At 66.3% G+C, this 19,569-nt stretch carries 11 protein-coding genes, 1 tRNA gene and 3 rRNA genes; 12 read left to right on the forward strand and 3 right to left on the reverse strand.

The window, feature by feature from the left end; genetic code table 11:
- The first annotated feature begins 199 nt into the window (after nt 1–199).
- From OHB00_RS36395 to OHB00_RS36410, 4 genes are read left to right on the forward strand one after another with little or no spacing between them, the layout of a single operon-like run.
- A complete protein-coding gene (locus tag OHB00_RS36395; protein ID WP_406441229.1) occupies nt 200–2,425 on the forward strand; it encodes a polyribonucleotide nucleotidyltransferase in 2,226 nt (741 codons plus the stop codon).
- Complete coding sequence (locus OHB00_RS36400) at nt 2,422–3,801, forward strand: pitrilysin family protein (protein ID WP_362583131.1); 1,380 nt, start codon at nt 2,422–2,424, stop codon at nt 3,799–3,801. Before OHB00_RS36395 ends, OHB00_RS36400 begins: the two co-directional genes overlap by 4 nt.
- A gap of 26 nt (nt 3,802–3,827) precedes the next feature.
- Nucleotides 3,828–4,580 (forward strand): 4-hydroxy-tetrahydrodipicolinate reductase, encoded by a 753-nt coding sequence (gene dapB / locus OHB00_RS36405; RefSeq protein ID WP_406441231.1) that lies wholly within the window; start codon nt 3,828–3,830, stop codon nt 4,578–4,580.
- Nucleotides 4,581–4,594: 14 nt separating this feature from the next.
- The gene (locus OHB00_RS36410; RefSeq protein ID WP_406441232.1) at nt 4,595–5,047 is read left to right on the forward strand and encodes a hypothetical protein; all 453 of its coding nucleotides are present in this window, start codon (nt 4,595–4,597) and stop codon (nt 5,045–5,047) included.
- Between the two features lie 65 nt (nt 5,048–5,112).
- Here the strand turns inward: OHB00_RS36410 and OHB00_RS36415 are convergent, their stop codons facing one another.
- Nucleotides 5,113–5,667: a phage holin family protein gene (locus OHB00_RS36415; RefSeq protein WP_406441234.1), complete on the reverse strand. Its 555-nt coding sequence runs from the start codon at nt 5,665–5,667 to the stop codon at nt 5,113–5,115.
- A gap of 91 nt (nt 5,668–5,758) precedes the next feature.
- Nucleotides 5,759–5,995 carry a hypothetical protein gene (locus tag OHB00_RS36420; protein WP_406441236.1) on the reverse strand — a complete coding sequence of 79 codons (237 nt, stop codon included), beginning with the start codon at nt 5,993–5,995 and terminating at the stop codon, nt 5,759–5,761.
- A gap of 201 nt (nt 5,996–6,196) precedes the next feature.
- On the opposite strand from OHB00_RS36420, the gene thyX reads away from it, so the two are divergent.
- From thyX to OHB00_RS36460, 8 genes are all read left to right on the forward strand, one after another.
- A complete protein-coding gene (thyX, locus tag OHB00_RS36425; RefSeq protein WP_406441237.1) occupies nt 6,197–6,937 on the forward strand; it encodes an FAD-dependent thymidylate synthase in 741 nt (246 codons plus the stop codon).
- Nucleotides 6,938–7,180: 243 nt separating this feature from the next.
- Nucleotides 7,181–8,080, forward strand: a complete 900-nt coding sequence (gene dapA, locus OHB00_RS36430) for a 4-hydroxy-tetrahydrodipicolinate synthase (protein WP_406441239.1) — start codon at nt 7,181–7,183, stop codon at nt 8,078–8,080.
- 163 nt (nt 8,081–8,243) lie between these two features.
- Nucleotides 8,244–9,929, forward strand: a complete 1,686-nt coding sequence (locus OHB00_RS36435) for a ribonuclease J (protein WP_406441241.1) — start codon at nt 8,244–8,246, stop codon at nt 9,927–9,929.
- 478 nt (nt 9,930–10,407) lie between these two features.
- Nucleotides 10,408–11,932, forward strand: a 16S ribosomal RNA gene (locus OHB00_RS36440).
- A 290-nt stretch (nt 11,933–12,222) separates the two neighbouring features.
- Nucleotides 12,223–15,329: ribosomal RNA gene (locus OHB00_RS36445) — 23S ribosomal RNA — on the forward strand.
- A gap of 93 nt (nt 15,330–15,422) precedes the next feature.
- Nucleotides 15,423–15,539: ribosomal RNA gene (rrf, locus tag OHB00_RS36450) — 5S ribosomal RNA — on the forward strand.
- The 16S, 23S and 5S rRNA genes sit together here, the layout of an rRNA operon.
- A 113-nt stretch (nt 15,540–15,652) precedes the next feature.
- On the forward strand, nt 15,653–16,315 hold the full coding sequence (locus OHB00_RS36455) for a DegT/DnrJ/EryC1/StrS family aminotransferase (protein ID WP_406446151.1): 663 nt from the start codon (nt 15,653–15,655) through the stop codon (nt 16,313–16,315).
- Between the two features lie 76 nt (nt 16,316–16,391).
- Nucleotides 16,392–16,467, forward strand: a tRNA-Thr gene (locus tag OHB00_RS36460).
- Nucleotides 16,468–16,527: 60 nt separating this feature from the next.
- Here OHB00_RS36460 and OHB00_RS36465 read toward each other — a convergent pair.
- Nucleotides 16,528–19,284, reverse strand: a complete 2,757-nt coding sequence (locus OHB00_RS36465) for a SpoIIE family protein phosphatase (protein ID WP_406441243.1) — start codon at nt 19,282–19,284, stop codon at nt 16,528–16,530.
- Between the last annotated feature and the right edge of the window lie 285 nt (nt 19,285–19,569).

The following is a 19,569-nucleotide window of genomic DNA, read 5'->3' on the forward strand; positions in this document are numbered from 1 at the left end:
GCACGACAGCGAAGAAGGAGAAGCGCACCCAAGCCGCCGCCGGTCCTCGGTAGTGGCCCCCGGGGGAAGCGAGCCCCGGGTGCTTCGATCGAAGACCGGCCCGCACAGCACGGCGCGCTTCTCCGCAACCGTCCCCCTGCCACACGGGCAGACCGGGACAAAAGACGTAACGCAGACGAAAGTAACGGAGAAAACACTAGTGGAGAACGAGACCCACTACGCCGAGGCCGTCATCGACAACGGCGCCTTCGGCACCCGCACCATCCGCTTCGAGACGGGCCGCCTGGCCAAGCAGGCCGCCGGCTCCGCCGTGGCGTACCTGGACGACGACACCATGGTGCTGTCGGCCACCACCGCCTCCAAGAACCCCAAGGACCAGCTCGACTTCTTCCCCCTCACGGTGGACGTCGAGGAGCGGATGTACGCCGCCGGCAAGATCCCGGGTTCCTTCTTCCGCCGTGAGGGCCGGCCGAGCGAGGACGCGATCCTCACCTGCCGTCTGATCGACCGCCCGCTGCGCCCGTCCTTCAAGAAGGGCCTGCGCAACGAGATCCAGGTCGTCGCCACCATCATGGCGCTCAACCCCGACCACCTGTACGACGTCGTCGCGATCAACGCCGCGTCCGCGTCCACCCAGCTGGCCGGCCTGCCCTTCTCCGGCCCGATCGGCGGCGTCCGCGTCGCGCTGATCAACGGCCAGTGGGTCGCCTTCCCGACGCACTCCGAGCTCGAGGACGCCGTCTTCGACATGGTGGTCGCCGGGCGCGCCCTGGAGGACGGCGACGTCGCGATCATGATGGTCGAGGCCGAGGCCACCGACAAGACCATCCAGCTGGTCAAGGGCGGCGCCGAGGCGCCCACCGAGGAGGTCGTCGCCGCCGGTCTGGAGGCCGCGAAGCCCTTCATCAAGGTCCTCTGCAAGGCGCAGGCCGACCTCGCCGCGAAGGCCGCCAAGCCGACCGGCGAGTTCCCGATCTTCCTCGACTACCAGGACGACGTCCTGGAGGCGCTGTCCGCCGCCGTCCGCCCGGAGCTGGCCTCCGCGCTGACCATCGCGGGCAAGCAGGAGCGCGAGGCCGAGCTGGACCGCGTCAAGGGTCTGGCCGCCGAGAAGCTGCTCCCCGAGTTCGAGGGCCGCGAGAAGGAGATCTCCGCCGCGTACCGCTCGCTCACCAAGCAGCTGGTCCGCGAGCGCGTGATCAAGGAGAAGAAGCGCATCGACGGCCGCGGTGTCACGGACATCCGTACGCTCGCCGCCGAGGTCGAGGCCATCCCGCGGGTGCACGGTTCCGCGGTGTTCGAGCGTGGCGAGACCCAGATCCTGGGCGTCACCACCCTCAACATGCTCCGGATGGAGCAGCAGCTGGACACCCTCTCCCCGGTGACCCGCAAGCGCTACATGCACAACTACAACTTCCCGCCGTACTCCACCGGCGAGACCGGCCGCGTCGGCTCCCCGAAGCGCCGCGAGATCGGCCACGGCGCCCTCGCCGAGCGCGCCCTCGTGCCGGTCCTGCCGACGCGCGAGGAGTTCCCCTACGCGATCCGCCAGGTCTCCGAGGCCCTGAGCTCCAACGGCTCGACGTCCATGGGCTCGGTCTGCGCCTCCACCATGTCGCTGCTGAACGCCGGTGTGCCGCTGAAGGCTCCCGTCGCCGGTATCGCCATGGGCCTGATCTCCCAGGACATCGACGGCGAGACGCACTACGTCACCCTCACCGACATCCTCGGTGCGGAGGACGCCTTCGGTGACATGGACTTCAAGGTCGCCGGCACCAAGGAGTTCGTGACCGCCCTCCAGCTCGACACCAAGCTGGACGGCATCCCGGCCTCCGTCCTGGCCGCCGCCCTCAAGCAGGCCCGGGACGCCCGCCTCCACATCCTCGACGTGATGATGGAAGCGATCGACAAGCCGGACGAGATGTCCCCCAACGCCCCGCGGATCATCACCGTCAAGATCCCCGTGGACAAGATCGGCGAGGTCATCGGCCCCAAGGGCAAGATGATCAACCAGATCCAGGAGGACACCGGCGCCGAGATCACCATCGAGGACGACGGCACCATCTACATCGGTGCCGCCGACGGCCCGTCCGCCGAGGCCGCCCGCGCCACCATCAACGGCATCGCGAACCCGACGATGCCCGAGGTCGGCGAGCGCTACCTCGGTACGGTCGTGAAGACCACGACGTTCGGCGCCTTCGTCTCCCTGCTCCCCGGCAAGGACGGTCTGCTGCACATCTCGCAGATTCGCAAGCTGGCCGGCGGCAAGCGCGTGGAGAACGTCGAGGACGTCCTCGGCGTGGGCCAGAAGGTCCAGGTCGAGATCGCCGAGATCGACTCCCGCGGCAAGCTCTCCCTCATCCCCGTGATCGAGGGCGAGGAAGAGGCCTCCTCCGAGGACGCAAAGGACGACACCGACAAGTGACGTCGAGCAGCTCTACGACGACGGCCCGCACCTCTTCGGAGGCGCGGGCCGTCGCCCGTACCCAAACCCTGATCAAGGGCGAGAACGGCATCGGCACGGTCCGCAAGACCACCCTCCCCGGCGGCCTGCGCATCGTCACCGAGACCCTGCCATCGGTCCGCTCCGCGACCTTCGGCATCTGGGCCCACGTCGGCTCCCGCGACGAGACCCCCGCCCTGAACGGCGCCACCCACTACTTGGAGCACCTGCTCTTCAAGGGCACCACGCGCCGCTCCGCCCTGGACATCTCCTCCGCCATCGACGCGGTCGGCGGCGAGATGAACGCGTTCACGGCGAAGGAGTACACGTGCTACTACGCGCGCGTGCTCGACACCGACCTGCCGCTCGCCATAGACGTCGTCTGTGACATGCTCACGGGCTCCCTGATCCTCGAAGACGACGTCAACGTCGAGCGCGGCGCGATCCTCGAAGAGATCGCGATGACCGAGGACGACCCGGGCGACTGCGTGCACGACCTGTTCGCGCACACCATGTTCGGCGACAACGCCCTCGGCCGCCCGGTCCTCGGCACGGTCGACACGGTCAACGCCCTGACCGCCGACCGCATCCGCCGCTTCTACAAGAAGCACTACGACCCCACCCACCTGGTGGTCGCGGCGGCGGGCAACATCGACCACAACAAGGTCGTACGACAGGTCCGCGCCGCCTTCGAGAAGTCCGGCGCCCTCAAGAGCTCCGACGCGCAGCCCATCGCCCCGCGCGACGGCAGCCGCACCATCCGGACCTCGGGCCGCGTCGAACTCCTCGGCCGCAAGACCGAGCAGGCGCACGTCGTCCTCGGCATGCCCGGCCTCGCCCGCACCGACGACCGCCGCTGGGCGCTCGGCGTGCTCAACACCGCCCTCGGCGGCGGGATGTCCTCCCGGCTCTTCCAGGAGGTCCGCGAGAAGCGCGGCCTGGCCTACAGCGTGTACTCCTACACCTCGGGCTTCGCCGACTGCGGCCTGTTCGGCGTCTACGCGGGCTGCCGGCCCTCGCAGGTGCACGACGTGCTCAAGATCTGCCGGGACGAACTCGACCAGGTCGCCGCGCACGGCCTGCCGGACGAGGAGATAGGGCGCGCCATCGGCCAGCTCCAGGGCTCCACGGTCCTCGGCCTGGAGGACACCGGCGCGCTGATGAACCGTATCGGCAAGAGCGAACTGTGCTGGGGCGAGCAGATGTCCGTCGACGACATGCTGGCCCGGATAGCCGCCGTGACCCCGGACGAGGTCCGCTCGGTCGCCCGCGACATCCTGGGACAGCGCCCGTCGCTGTCGGTCATCGGCCCGCTCAAGGACAAGCAGGCCGCGCGCCTGCACGACGCCGTCGCCTGACACACCACCGGTAAGGAACGAAGAAGATGAGCAAGCTGCGCGTGGCGGTCCTCGGCGCCAAGGGCCGGATCGGGTCCGCGGCGGTGGCGGCGGTCGAGGCCGCCGAGGACCTGGAGCTGGTCGCCGCCCTCGGCCGGGGCGACAAGCTGGAGGCGCTGGAGGCCTCCGGCACCCAGGTCGCGGTCGAACTGACCACCCCCGCCTCGGTGATGGGCAACCTCGACTTCTGCGTGCGCCACGGCATCCACGCCGTCGTCGGCACCACCGGCTGGACCGACGAGCGCCTCGCCCAGCTGAGGGGCTGGCTCGCCCAGTCCCCGGAGACCGGTGTGCTCATCGCCCCGAACTTCTCCATCGGCGCCGTGCTGACGATGAAGTTCGCCCAGATCGCCGCGCCCTTGTTCGAGTCGGTGGAGGTCGTCGAGCTCCACCACCCGAACAAGGTCGACGCGCCGAGCGGCACCGCCACGCGCACCGCTCAGCTCATCGCCGAGGCCCGCCGCGCGGCCGGCACCGCCCCGGCTCCGGACGCCACGGTCACGGCCCTGGACGGCGCACGGGGCGCCAGCGTCGACGGAGTCCCCGTGCACGCCGTCCGCCTGCGCGGCCTCCTCGCCCACCAGGAGGTCCTCCTCGGCGGCGAGGGCGAGACCCTCACCATCCGCCACGACTCCCTCCACCACAGCAGCTTCATGCCGGGCATCCTGCTCGGCGCCCGCCGGGTGGTGACCACTCCGGGCCTGACCTTCGGCCTGGAGAACTTCCTGGACCTGAGCTGAGCCGGTACGACGACATGCGCGCGAAGATCTCCTACGCCGTCACGGCCGCCGTCCTGGTGTTCTACTTCATCCTGGTCGGCAGCCGGGGCGTGCTGCTCATCCAGACCGGCACCGTCCTCACCGTCACCTTCGGGGTGGCGGTGCTGATCCTGCCGGTCATCGGCCTGTGGTTCCTGTGGAAGAACACCCAGTTCGTCCGCCGGGCCAACGCCCTCGCCGCCGAACTCGACGCCGAGGGCGGCCTGCCCGTGGACGAGCTGAAGCGCACGCCCGGCGGCCGCATCGACCGGGACTCGGCCGACGAGGTGTTCGCCAAGCGCAAGGCCGAGACCGAAGCCGCCCCCGACGACTGGCGCAGCTGGTTCCGCCTCGCTGTCGCCTACCACGACGCCCGCGACACCCCGCGCGCCCGCAAGGCGATGCAGCGCGCCATCGCCCTGCACGACGGCAAGCTCGTGGAGGCCTGAGCGGCAGTCGTACGACGAAGGGGGCCGACCCGCGCACCGCGGACCGGCCCCCTTCGCACATACCGCTATCCGTGCCGGTACTCCGCCGCCCAGGCCTCCACCGCGTCCGCCGCACGGTCGAAGGCCGACGCCCGGCCCACGAAGTCCATGCCATGCGTGGTCAGCAGCGGCTCGGTCTCCGCCGGGCCGCGGTCCTTGCGGACGAGGGTCAGCGCCTGTCCCTGCACGGTCCGGGGCAGGCCCAGCCAGCGCACCGGCTGCTGTGCCGTCCGCACCGAGGCGACCCGCTTCCAGGGCACCGTCCGCGTGAACAGCAGACCCACCTGGCGCACGCCGTGCGCGCTCACCCACACGCCCATGCGCAGTATCCGCAGCGCGGCGGCGATGATCAGCAGCGCGACGCCGAGGACCGCCCCGGCGGCGGACAGCGAGCCGGTCAGGGCCAGCGCGACCGCCGCGAACAGTACGAACGAGGCGAGCAGCAGCCACAGGGCGGCCCCGCCGACCCGCCACGGGCCGGGCCGGTAGGGACGCCGCCAGCGGTCCCGGTCGTCGTACGGCAGGGCGTTGTCGAGTGCCGCGTCATAGGTGCGGTCGGCCGTCAGGAAGGGCAGGGGCACGGCTGGTCCTCACTCAATCCATGCGTGGGCTGTGCCCGGTGAGGCTATCCGCCCGTGTCCCCGCCCACCACTCACGGGGGTCCGGACGAGTTCAGCGCCCCTGAGAGGCCTGCGACTGCTGGGTCTGCGTGTCGGACGGAGTGGACAGCGCCGGCATGCCGAGCACCAGCGAGCCCACGAGTCCGGCCACGATGGTGAGCCCGAGCAGCCACCGCCCGGCCATCTGACTCACGGACGACCGCTGGCGGGGCGGCGGAGTGACATTGCTGCGGAACCTGTCGGCTTCGGCGAGGAAGGCGAACGGGACCGGTTCGCGCCGACCGAACATGGGCGGTGCATCCCCTCTCGGGATCGAACGACTGTCTGTCATCTACACAGACGGGCGAGTGACCCGAAAGGTGCCCGGTTTCACCGAATTCACAGAAATTCGCGGCCGTATGTAGCGCCCCGGCACCGAACGCCCCGATGTCGGTGCCGGGCCGTAGAGTGGGCGCCGCCCGAGAGAAGTGATGGAAGGATCCTCCGAGCCGTGACCGACACCCCCGCCGACGACCTCAAGCCCAGTTTCCGGAGCGACGTCACCGTCGAGCTGGTCAAGCACAGCGCGGCCGACTCCGACGTGCTGTTGGCCGCACGCGTCTCCACCGCCGGCGAACAGTCCCTGGACGAGCTGAAGAAGGACCCCGAGCGCTCCAAGGGCCTCATCAACTACCTGATGCGCGACCGGCACGGCAGCCCCTTCGAGCACAACTCGATGACCTTCTTCATCAGCGCCCCGATCTTCGTCTTCCGCGAGTTCATGCGGCACCGGGTGGGGTGGTCGTACAACGAGGAGTCAGGGAGGTATCGCCGGCTTGAGCCGGTCTTCTACGTGCCCGACGAGTCCCGCAAGCTCGTCCAGGAGGGACGACCCGGCAAGTACGTCTTCGTCGAGGGCACCCAGGCCCAGCAGGAGCTGGTCGGTCAGGTGATGGAGGACTCGTACCGGCAGGCGTACGGGGCCTACCAGGAGATGCTCGCCGCCGGTGTCGCCCGTGAGGTCGCCCGGGCGGTGCTGCCCGTGGGGCTCTTCTCCTCGATGTACGCCACCTGCAACGCCCGCTCGCTGATGCACTTCCTCGGGCTGCGCACCCAGCACGAGCTGGCCAAGGTGCCGTCCTTCCCGCAGCGGGAGATCGAGATGGTCGGGGAGAAGATGGAAGCGGAGTGGGCCAGGCTCATGCCGCTCACCTACGCGGCCTTCAACGCCAACGGCCGGATGGCGCCGTAGCGCCGCCTCCGTGCCACGCTCCGGCGGCCTGGCGCCACCTTCTTGACGTGCTCGGCACAGATGTACGGATCAGCCTCGTGAGGTGTCCGTATTGCGGCATTTAGAGAAGTTCATCTAGCCTGATCAAACGGACCCGGCACTGCTTGAACCCCCGAGCAGGCAGTGCCGGGCTCCTCATTTGTCATGACTTTCCCCGCACCCCGAGGGCAGACCACACAGTGGGCAGCGAGTAGCGTGTAACCCATGGCTCCGACCTCCACTCCGCAGACCCCCTTCGGGCGGGTCCTCACCGCCATGGTCACGCCTTTCACGGCGGACGGCGCACTCGACCTCGACGGCGCACAGCGGCTCGCCACCCACCTGGTGGACGCAGGCAACGACGGCCTGATCATCAACGGCACCACCGGCGAGTCCCCGACCACCAGCGACGCGGAGAAATCGGACCTGGTACGAGCCGTACTGGAGGCGGTCGGCGACCGCGCCCACGTCGTGGCCGGTGTCGGCACCAACGACACCCACCACAGCATCGAACTCGCCCGCCAGGCCGAGCGCGACGGCGCCCACGGCCTGCTGGTCGTCACGCCGTACTACAACAAGCCCCCGCAGGAGGGCCTGTACCGGCACTTCACGGCCGTCGCCGACGCGACCGGGCTGCCCGTCATGCTTTACGACATCCCCGGCCGCAGCGGTGTCCCGATCAGCACCGAGACGTTCGTCCGCCTCGCCGAGCACCCGAGGATCGTCGCCAACAAGGACGCCAAGGGCGACCTCGGCCGCGCGAGCTGGGCCATCGCGCAGTCCGGGCTCGCCTGGTACTCCGGCGACGACATGCTGAACCTCCCGCTGCTCTCCGTGGGCGCGGTCGGCTTCGTCTCGGTCGTCGGCCACCTGGTCACCCCCGACCTGCGGGCCCTCGTCGACGCGTACACCTCCGGTGACGTCGTCAAGGCCACCGAGATCCACCAGAAGCTGCTCCCCGTCTACACCGGGATGTTCCGCACCCAGGGCGTCATGACCACCAAGGCCGCGCTCGCCCTGCAGGGACTGCCCGCTGGACCCCTGCGCGCACCGATGGTCGAGTGCTCGCCCGAAGAGATCGGCCAGCTCAAGATCGATCTTGCCGCCGGCGGGGTACAACTCTGACAACAGACTTCGCGCGGCCGTCCGCGCAGCAACGCTTCACAACTGAATAAGCGGGACCACCGGTGCCCGCACCCCACTGAAGACAACGACAACTGCTTATGCACGAACGTCACGCACGCCACGTGCCCGACCGGTACGTGGCGTGCGTGGTGAGGAGAGTCTTTTGAGTCATCCGCATCCTGAACTCGGCCCACCGCCCCAGCTCCCCGAGGGCGCCCTCCGCGTCACGCCGCTCGGCGGCCTCGGCGAGATCGGCCGGAACATGACCGTCTTCGAGTACGGCGGCCGCCTGCTGATCGTCGACTGCGGAGTGCTCTTCCCCGAGGAGGAGCAGCCCGGAATCGATCTGATCCTGCCGGACTTCTCGTCCATCCGGGACCGCCTCGACGACATCGAGGGCATCGTCCTCACCCATGGCCACGAGGACCACATCGGCGGTGTCCCCTTCCTGCTCCGCGAGAAGCCGGACATCCCGCTGATCGGCTCCAAGCTGACCCTCGCGCTCATCGAGGCGAAGCTCCAGGAGCACCGCATCCGCCCCTACACCCTGGAAGTGGCCGAGGGCCAGCGTGAACGCGTCGGCCCCTTCGACTGCGAGTTCGTCGCCGTCAACCACTCCATCCCCGACGCCCTGGCCGTGGCCATCCGCACCCCGGCCGGCATGGTGGTCCACACCGGCGACTTCAAGATGGACCAGCTTCCGCTGGACCACCGCCTCACCGATCTGCATGCGTTCGCACGGCTGAGCGAAGAGGGCATCGACCTTCTCCTGGCCGACTCGACGAACGCCGAGGTCCCGGGCTTCGTCCCGCCCGAGCGCGACATCTCCAACGTCCTGCGGCAGGTCTTCGCGGGCGCCCGAAAGCGGATCATCGTGGCGAGCTTCGCCAGCCACGTCCACCGCATCCAGCAGATTCTGGACGCGGCCCACGAGTACGGCCGCCGGGTCGCCTTCGTCGGCCGCTCCATGGTCCGCAACATGGGCATCGCGCGGGACCTCGGCTACCTGAAGGTCCCACCGGGCCTGGTGGTCGACGTCAAGACGCTGGACGACCTCCCCGACCACGAGGTGGTACTGGTCTGTACGGGCTCCCAGGGCGAACCCATGGCCGCCCTGTCCCGGATGGCCAACCGCGACCACCAGATCCGCATCGTCGACGGCGACACGGTCATCCTGGCCTCGTCCCTCATCCCCGGAAACGAGAACGCGGTCTACCGCGTCATCAACGGCCTGACCCGCTGGGGCGCCGACGTCGTCCACAAGGGCAACGCCAAGGTGCACGTCTCCGGCCATGCCTCCGCCGGCGAACTGCTGTACTTCTACAACATCTGCCGGCCGAAGAACCTGATGCCGGTCCACGGCGAATGGCGCCACCTGCGTGCCAACGCCGAGCTGGGCGCCCTCACCGGCGTCCCGCACGACCGCATCGTCATCGCAGAGGACGGCGTCGTCGTCGACCTGGTCGGAGGCAAGGCCAAGATCTCCGGCAAGGTCCAGGCGGGTTACGTGTACGTCGACGGCCTCTCGGTCGGTGATGTCGGCGAGCCGGCTCTCAAGGACCGCAAGATCCTCGGCGACGAGGGCATCATCTCGGTCTTCGTCGTCGTCGACTCGTCCACCGGCAAGATCACGGGCGGGCCCCATGTGCAGGCGCGGGGCTCCGGCATCGAGGACTCCGCGTTCTCGGACGTCCTCCCGAAGATCGCCGAGGTCCTGGAACGCTCGGCCCAGGACGGGGTCGTGGAACCCCACCAGCTGCAGCAACTCATCCGGCGCACCCTCGGCAAGTGGGTCTCGGACACGTACCGGCGCAGGCCGATGATCCTCCCGGTGGTCGTGGAGGTCTGACCCCTCGTCAGCGTGAACAGGGAGCGGGGTGCCTCGATTTGCATCGAGGCACCCCGCTCCAGTACGTTTACGGCTCCGCCCGACCGGGAACCCCCAGTGCTTCATGGACTGGACACGGTTGCCCCGGACCGGGTGGAAATTCCGACTCAGAACTTCTGATAAAGTCGGAGCCGCCGGAAAGGGAAACGCGAGAGCGGGAACCTGGAAAGCACCGAGGAAATCGGGTCGAGAAAAGATCTGATAGAGTCGGAAACGCAAGACCGAAGGGAAGCCCGGAGGAAAGCCCGAGAGGGTGAGTACAAAGGAAGCGACCGTTCCTTGAGAACTCAACAGCGTGCCAAAAGTCAACGCCAGATATGTTGATACCCCGTCCGTCGGACACTGTCCGATGGTCGAGGTTCCTTTGAAGAAAAATACAGCGAGGACGCTGTGAACGGTCGGATTATTCCTCCGGCCTGTTCCGCTCCCGTGAGAAGCATTCACGGAGAGTTTGATCCTGGCTCAGGACGAACGCTGGCGGCGTGCTTAACACATGCAAGTCGAACGATGAACCACTTCGGTGGGGATTAGTGGCGAACGGGTGAGTAACACGTGGGCAATCTGCCCTGCACTCTGGGACAAGCCCTGGAAACGGGGTCTAATACCGGATATGAGCCTGGGAGGCATCTCCCGGGTTGTAAAGCTCCGGCGGTGCAGGATGAGCCCGCGGCCTATCAGCTTGTTGGTGAGGTAGTGGCTCACCAAGGCGACGACGGGTAGCCGGCCTGAGAGGGCGACCGGCCACACTGGGACTGAGACACGGCCCAGACTCCTACGGGAGGCAGCAGTGGGGAATATTGCACAATGGGCGAAAGCCTGATGCAGCGACGCCGCGTGAGGGATGACGGCCTTCGGGTTGTAAACCTCTTTCAGCAGGGAAGAAGCGAAAGTGACGGTACCTGCAGAAGAAGCGCCGGCTAACTACGTGCCAGCAGCCGCGGTAATACGTAGGGCGCAAGCGTTGTCCGGAATTATTGGGCGTAAAGAGCTCGTAGGCGGCTTGTCACGTCGATTGTGAAAGCCCGAGGCTTAACCTCGGGTCTGCAGTCGATACGGGCTAGCTAGAGTGTGGTAGGGGAGATCGGAATTCCTGGTGTAGCGGTGAAATGCGCAGATATCAGGAGGAACACCGGTGGCGAAGGCGGATCTCTGGGCCATTACTGACGCTGAGGAGCGAAAGCGTGGGGAGCGAACAGGATTAGATACCCTGGTAGTCCACGCCGTAAACGGTGGGAACTAGGTGTTGGCGACATTCCACGTCGTCGGTGCCGCAGCTAACGCATTAAGTTCCCCGCCTGGGGAGTACGGCCGCAAGGCTAAAACTCAAAGGAATTGACGGGGGCCCGCACAAGCGGCGGAGCATGTGGCTTAATTCGACGCAACGCGAAGAACCTTACCAAGGCTTGACATACACCGGAAACGTTCAGAGATGGGCGCCCCCTTGTGGTCGGTGTACAGGTGGTGCATGGCTGTCGTCAGCTCGTGTCGTGAGATGTTGGGTTAAGTCCCGCAACGAGCGCAACCCTTGTCCCGTGTTGCCAGCAGGCCCTTGTGGTGCTGGGGACTCACGGGAGACCGCCGGGGTCAACTCGGAGGAAGGTGGGGACGACGTCAAGTCATCATGCCCCTTATGTCTTGGGCTGCACACGTGCTACAATGGCCGGTACAATGAGCTGCGATACCGTGAGGTGGAGCGAATCTCAAAAAGCCGGTCTCAGTTCGGATTGGGGTCTGCAACTCGACCCCATGAAGTCGGAGTCGCTAGTAATCGCAGATCAGCATTGCTGCGGTGAATACGTTCCCGGGCCTTGTACACACCGCCCGTCACGTCACGAAAGTCGGTAACACCCGAAGCCGGTGGCCCAACCCCTTGTGGGAGGGAGCTGTCGAAGGTGGGACTGGCGATTGGGACGAAGTCGTAACAAGGTAGCCGTACCGGAAGGTGCGGCTGGATCACCTCCTTTCTAAGGAGCATCTAGCTGCCGTAAGGCAGTCAGAGCCACTACGTCGGCGAATGATCGACGGTGGTCAGCTCATGGGTGGAACGTTGACTATTCGGCACACTCTCAATATCTCCTGTTAGTACTGCTTCGGCGTGGAACACGGGTGGATGGTGAGAGAGTGTCGGGCACGCTGTTGGGTGTCTGAGGGAATGAATTCCCTCGATGCCGGCCCCAGTGAACTCGCCGAGTGTGGCGGGGTGATGGGTGGCTGGTCGTTGTTTGAGAACTGCACAGTGGACGCGAGCATCTGTGGCCAAGTTTTTAAGGGCGCACGGTGGATGCCTTGGCACCAGGAACCGATGAAGGACGTGGGAGGCCACGATAGTCCCCGGGGAGTCGTCAACCAGGCTTTGATCCGGGGGTTTCCGAATGGGGAAACCCGGCAGTCGTCATGGGCTGTCACCCGCTGCTGAACACATAGGCAGTGTGGAGGGAACGAGGGGAAGTGAAACATCTCAGTACCCTCAGGAAGAGAAAACAACCGTGATTCCGGGAGTAGTGGCGAGCGAAACCGGATGAGGCCAAACCGTATGCGTGTGAGACCCGGCAGGGGTTGCGTATACGGGGTTGTGGGATCTCTCTTCTGTCGTCTGCCGGCGGCAGGGCGAGTCAGAAACCGTTGATGTAGGCGAAGGACATGCGAAAGGTCCGGCGTAGAGGGTAAGACCCCCGTAGCTGAAATATCAACGGCTCGTTTGAGAGACACCCAAGTAGCACGGGGCCCGAGAAATCCCGTGTGAATCTGGCGGGACCACCCGCTAAGCCTAAATATTCCCTGGTGACCGATAGCGGATAGTACCGTGAGGGAATGGTGAAAAGTACCCCGGGAGGGGAGTGAAATAGTACCTGAAACCGTGTGCCTACAAGCCGTGGGAGCATCCTTGTGGTGTGACTGCGTGCCTTTTGAAGAATGAGCCTGCGAGTTTGCGGTGTGTTGCGAGGTTAACCCGTGTGGGGTAGCCGTAGCGAAAGCGAGTCCGAACAGGGCGTTTCAGTAGCACGCTCAAGACCCGAAGCGGAGTGATCTAGCCATGGGCAGGTTGAAGCGGAGGTAAGACTTCGTGGAGGACCGAACCCACCAGGGTTGAAAACCTGGGGGATGACCTGTGGTTAGGGGTGAAAGGCCAATCAAACTCCGTGATAGCTGGTTCTCCCCGAAATGCATTTAGGTGCAGCGTCGTGTGTTTCTTGCCGGAGGTAGAGCACTGGATAGGCGATGGGCCCTACCGGGTTACTGACCTTAGCCAAACTCCGAATGCCGGTAAGTGAGAGCGCGGCAGTGAGACTGTGGGGGATAAGCTCCATGGTCGAGAGGGAAACAGCCCAGAGCATCGACTAAGGCCCCTAAGCGTACGCTAAGTGGGAAAGGATGTGGAGTCGCACAGACAACCAGGAGGTTGGCTTAGAAGCAGCCACCCTTGAAAGAGTGCGTAATAGCTCACTGGTCTAGTGATTCCGCGCCGACAATGTAGCGGGGCTCAAGCGTACCGCCGAAGTCGTGTCATTGCAGCAATACTCCCAACGGAGGCTGTGATGGGTAGGGGAGCGTCGTCTGCCGGGTGAAGCAGCCGCGTAAGCGAGTTGTGGACGGTTGACGAGTGAGAATGCAGGCATGAGTAGCGATTCACACGTGGGAAACGTGTGCGCCGATTGACTAAGGGTTCCTGGGTCAAGCTGATCTGCCCAGGGTAAGTCGGGACCTAAGGCGAGGCCGACAGGCGTAGTCGATGGATAACCGGTTGATATTCCGGTACCCGCTGTGAAGCGTCAAACATCGAACCCATTAATGCTAAGGCCGTGAAGCCGCCCTGATCTCTTCGGAGTTGAGGGGAGTGGTGGAGCCGCTGACCCAAGGTGGTAGTAGGTGAGTGATGGGGTGACGCAGGAAGGTAGTCCAGCCCGGGCGGTGGTTGTCCCGGGGTAAGGGTGTAGGCCGTGCGGTAGGTAAATCCGTCGCACATCAAGGCTGAGACCTGATGCCGAGCCGATTGTGGTGAAGTGGATGATCCTATGCTGTCGAGAAAAGCCTCTAGCGAGTTTCATGGCGGCCCGTACCCTAAACCGACTCAGGTGGTCAGGTAGAGAATACCGAGGCGTTCGGGTGAACTATGGTTAAGGAACTCGGCAAAATGCCCCCGTAACTTCGGGAGAAGGGGGGCCATGCCTGGTGAGGGAATTTACTTCCTGAGCTGGGGGTGGCCGCAGAGACCAGCGAGAAGCGACTGTTTACTAAAAACACAGGTCCGTGCGAAGCCGTAAGGCGATGTATACGGACTGACGCCTGCCCGGTGCTGGAACGTTAAGGGGACCGGTTAGCTCCATTTCGGTGGGGCGAAGCTGAGAACTTAAGCGCCAGTAAACGGCGGTGGTAACTATAACCATCCTAAGGTAGCGAAATTCCTTGTCGGGTAAGTTCCGACCTGCACGAATGGCGTAACGACTTCTCGACTGTCTCAACCATAGGCCCGGTGAAATTGCACTACGAGTAAAGATGCTCGTTTCGCGCAGCAGGACGGAAAGACCCCGGGACCTTTACTACAGTTTGATATTGGTGTTCGGTTCGGCTTGTGTAGGATAGCTGGGAGACTTTGAAACGCGGACGCCAGTTCGTGTGGAGTCGTCGTTGAAATACCAGTCTGGTCGTGCTGGATGTCTAACCTGGGTCCGTGATCCGGATCAGGGACAGTGTCTGATGGGTAGTTTAACTGGGGCGGTTGCCTCCTAAAGAGTAACGGAGGCGCCCAAAGGTTCCCTCAGCCTGGTTGGCAATCAGGTGTTGAGTGTAAGTGCACAAGGGAGCTTGACTGTGAGACCGACGGGTCGAGCAGGGACGAAAGTCGGGACTAGTGATCCGGCGGTGGCTTGTGGAAGCGCCGTCGCTCAACGGATAAAAGGTACCCCGGGGATAACAGGCTGATCTTCCCCAAGAGTCCATATCGACGGGATGGTTTGGCACCTCGATGTCGGCTCGTCGCATCCTGGGGCTGGAGTCGGTCCCAAGGGTTGGGCTGTTCGCCCATTAAAGCGGTACGCGAGCTGGGTTTAGAACGTCGTGAGACAGTTCGGTCCCTATCCGCTGTGCGCGTAGGAGTCTTGAGAAGGGCTGTCCCTAGTACGAGAGGACCGGGACGGACGAACCTCTGGTGTGCCAGTTGTTCTGCCAAGGGCATGGCTGGTTGGCTACGTTCGGGAGGGATAACCGCTGAAAGCATCTAAGCGGGAAGCCTGCTTCGAGATGAGGACTCCCACCCACTTGATGGGGTAAGGCTCCCAGTAGACGACTGGGTTGATAGGCCGGATCTGGAAGCCAGGTAACTGGTGGAGGTGACCGGTACTAATAGGCCGAGGGCTTGTCCTCAGTTGCTCGCGTCCACTGTGTTGGTTCTGAAACCACGAACAGCCCCACGCCCCGTTTTTCCGGGGTGTGGTGCGGCTGAGAGTTTCATAGTGTTTCGGTGGTCATAGCGTGAGGGAAACGCCCGGTTACATTCCGAACCCGGAAGCTAAGCCTTACAGCGCCGATGGTACTGCAGGGGGGACCCTGTGGGAGAGTAGGACGCCGCCGAACAAATATTGAAAGGGTTGGATCTGGAACTTCGGTTCCGGGTCCAACCCTTTTCTGGTTTCCGTAACGTGTCGTTCACGTTCCGCGCCGAGCATCCCAGCATGGGTACTGCTGCAATGCTCAGGGCCGCCGGTGTCGGAGTGGGCGACGAGGTCATCGTGCCGGCCTTCGGGAACGTCGAAGTCGCCGAGGCCGTGACACTGGCCGGTGCGCTTCCGGTGTTCGCCGACATAGATCCGCTGACCTACTGCCTCGACGCGACGGCGGTGGAAGCGGCCGTAACTGCTCGTTCCGCCGCGGTGGTTGTCGTACACCGGTTTGGGCGGTGGGCCGACATCACGCGGTTGCGCGAGCTGGGGCAGCGGCACGGGCTGCTGGTGCTGGAGCAGGGCGAGTCCGAGGCTCCGTACGACGAGATCGCTCAGCGGCGGCAGCGGGCCTCCTATCTCGACGCGAAGCTGCGCGGTGTGCGGACGCCGGACGGTGGCGACGGGCACACGTACCAGCAGTACGTCGTGCGGGTGCCGGGGAACGGCCGGCCCGACCGGGACGCCTTCGCTCGGGCGCTGCGGGGCAAGGGAGTTGACTGCCGGGTGCCGGTGAAGACGCCGGTGCACCGCCTGCCCGAATACCGGCGCTGTGTCTCGCTGCCGGAGACGGAGGTCGCCGCGGACGAGACGCTGGCGCTGCCCGTGGACGCCTCGTTGACGAAGCGGGAGATGCAGCGGGTCGTCTCCGCCTGCAATGCCCTCGGTGGACTGCTTCAGCCTGCCTTCTGAACGAGTTTGGGAACTCGGGTCCGTTCGGGGTACGATCTATTCCGTTGCCGCGGGGGAGACCTCGAAAAGGCAACAGGCCCCTATAGCTCAGTCGGCAGAGCGTCTCCATGGTAAGGAGAAGGTCAACGGTTCGATTCCGTTTGGGGGCTCCACCGAAAAGGCCCCGCCCCTCTAGGGCGGGGCCTTTTTCATGCCCTTTTTCTTCGTCCCCGTCAGTCCTTCTGGAGGCCTGGGACCCGCATCGCCAGAATCGCCATGTCGTCCGACGGGGCGTCCGAGGCGAAGCGCTCCACCGCGCGCATGATGCGTGCGGCGACCGCGCCGGCCGTCAGTCCCGTGCAGGTCGTCAGAACGTCCGCGAGGCCGTCGTCGCCGAGCATGCGCGTGCCCTCCCGGCGTTCCGTCACGCCGTCCGTGACGCAGAGAAGGACGTCGCCGGGGTCGAGGGTGACCGTCTGCTCGTAGAGCTCCAGGTCCTCGATGACACCGAGGAGCGGCTGGGGTTCGGCGGCGGCCTCCACCGTGCCGTCCTGGCGCAGGCGCAGGGGGAGCGGGTGGCCGGCGCAGACCACCTTCATCTCCGCGCTGCCGTCCTCCTGGGGGCGCATCTCGCCGTACAGGAGGGTCAGGAAGCGGCTGCGGGCTCCCTCGTCGAGGATGGCCGAGTTGAGGCGCTCCAGGACGGCCGGGCCGCTGAGGCCCTCCCTGGCGAGCAGGCGCAGTGCGTGCCGGGCGAGGCCGGTGACGGCGGCCGCGTTGGGGCCGGTACCGCAGACGTCGCCGATGGCGAAGCCGTACGCGTTGTCGGAGATCGGGAAGACGTCGTAGAAGTCACCGCCGACCTCGTTGCCCTCGCCTGCCGCGCGGTAGATGACCTCGACCTCCATGCCCTCGATGTGGGGGGTGCCCGGAGGCAGGAGGCTGCGCTGGAGGGCCTGGCTGATGGCCGTGCGCTCCGAGTACAGGCGGGCGTTGTCCAGGGCCAGGGCGGCCCGGCGGGACAGGTCCTCGGCCAGTTCCAGGATCTCCTGGCGGAAGTGTTCGTCGGTGGGCTTGCCCAGGGTGAGCATGCCGATGACCCGGTTGCGGGCGACCAGGGGGAGGACCACCGTCTCGCCGCCCACGGCGGAGGCCGTGGCGAGCGTCGGCCCGATGCCGGAGGAGACCTGGCGGGTGGGGCCGCCGGCCAGGCCGAGGCTGCGCATGGAGCTGCGCAGTGCGGCCTGGTGGGCGTGTTCGCCGGGGACCGTCCAGACGCGGGCGCCGGGCGTGGGCACCGGGTCCGGCGGGGGCACCTTGGAGAGCAACGACTTGATGCCGTCGATGAGTTCCTCGTCCTCGTGCAGGACGTACGAGAGGTACGGGTCGGAGGCCTGGTCGGCGATCGTGTAGACCGCGCACCAGGTGGCGAGGGTCGGGACCGTCATCTGCGCCATCAGGGCGAGGGTCTGGTCGCGGTCCAGGGTGCCGGCGAGGAGATCCGAGGCTTCGACGAGGAAGCTGAGGGAGCCGCGGCGCAGCCGTTCCAGCTCACCCAGGCGGGCGGACTCCACGGCCAGGGCGATCCGGTCGGCGGCGAACTGGAGGCGCAGGGCCTCTTCGTTGGAGTATCTGCCCGGTGCCTCGGCCGCGACGCCAAGGGAGCCGGTCAGGCGGCCCTCGACCTTCAGCGGGACCGTGACGACCGAGCGCATGCCGGTGCCGGCCAGGAGGGGGACCGCGCCCGGGACGGCCGCCAGATCGTCGTGTACGGCCGGCATACGGGCCGAGCCGTAGCGGCCGGGGCCGGCTTCCACGGGGACGCGCGCGAAGCGCTGACGGGCGGACGGGAGGCCGGTGGAGGCGCGGACCTCCAACTCGGTCTCGTCGTCGGTCGCGAGGAGCAGGAACGCGGAGTCGCCGTCGAGCATGTCGCGGGCGCGTTCGACCGTGCGCTGGAGGAGTCCGTCGAGGTCGTCCGGGGCCGGGGAGCCGATGAACACCTCGAAGGGGTCGCTGCTCTGGCCGTCGGAGGCGCCGCCGGTGTCGGAGGCGGGGACGCGCAACGGGGTCTGGAGGACGGCCCGTTCGTGGTCGCGTACGAGGAGGCAGACCGTGGAGGGCTCGCCGCCGGTGTCACGGACCCTCAGGTGCGAGGCGTAGACGGGGGTCACGCGGCCGTCGGCGCCCCGGATGCCGTAGCTGCCCTCCCAGCGGGAGAGCTGGAGGGCCTCGGCGATGCCGGTGCCGGTGCCGGGGGTGTGCGGCCAGGCGGCGAGGTCGGTGAGCGGTTTGCCGGTGACCTCGGCGGCGGTGTGGCCGAAGATCTCCTCGGCGTCCTCGTTCCACGCGGAGACGGAGCCCTTGCGGTCGATCTGGACGACCGCGACCCGGACCCGGCCGTCGGCGAGGGGCAGCAGATCGGCGGGGAGGGACGGGCCGGCGGCGCGGGTGCCCACCGGGCGCTCGGGGAGATCGAGCTGGAACCAGACATTTTTGTACGTGGGCGTGTACTCGACACCCCAGCGGGCGGCGAGAGCCGCGCAGAGCTGGAGTCCGCGGCCGCCCTCGCGGTCGGGGCTGCCCATGTTGACGGCGGAGCCCTGGAGCGGGACCTCGCGTTCCGGGTAGCGGTCGGCGACCTCGATGCGCACTCCGTCGTCCGTGCGCAGGCAGAGCACGTCGGCGTGGGTGCCGGCGTGCACCACCGCGTTGGTCACCAGTTCGCTGGTGAGGACCACGGCGTCGTCGACGACGTCCGCGAAGCCCCAGCCCTGGAGCGTGTCGCGGACGAAGGCCCGGGCGGTCGCGACCGATCGCCCGACGGGCTCGAAGCTGGCGGCCGCGCGCGCGGTGATCACAGCACTCCTCGTCCGGGTCTCGACATGCGGGCCTGCCTGTCCGGTCGGCTCATGCCGCTGGTGCGGCATGAGCTCGCCCGTGGGCCGTGGCTCCGGGTTGTGTCCCCCGGGGATCACTCCGGTGGTCATGGTCTGCGGCCGCCCCTCCGAATGCCCGCTCGTTCTCGTGCCACCGCCCAGGCCGGACGGACCGGTGCGGCTGGACAGCCGCATGCAAGGTTACTTACCTTCGCCGTCCGAGCGGATGCCGGTCGCCAGTGTTTACGCCCAAGGGTGTGCGGACGATGTGCGAAGCTGCCGAACTGTTATGGCCTGGTTCGGCCGGGGTGAAACACTGGGCAAGCTTCTGAAGAAGGTCCGGTCAGCCCGAGTGCGTTCCGTGTACGACGGGCAGCAGCCCTTGGTGTGGCCGGG

This window comes from Streptomyces sp. NBC_00631 (assembly GCF_045206895.1).
In the GTDB taxonomy this organism is placed as follows: domain Bacteria; phylum Actinomycetota; class Actinomycetes; order Streptomycetales; family Streptomycetaceae; genus Streptomyces.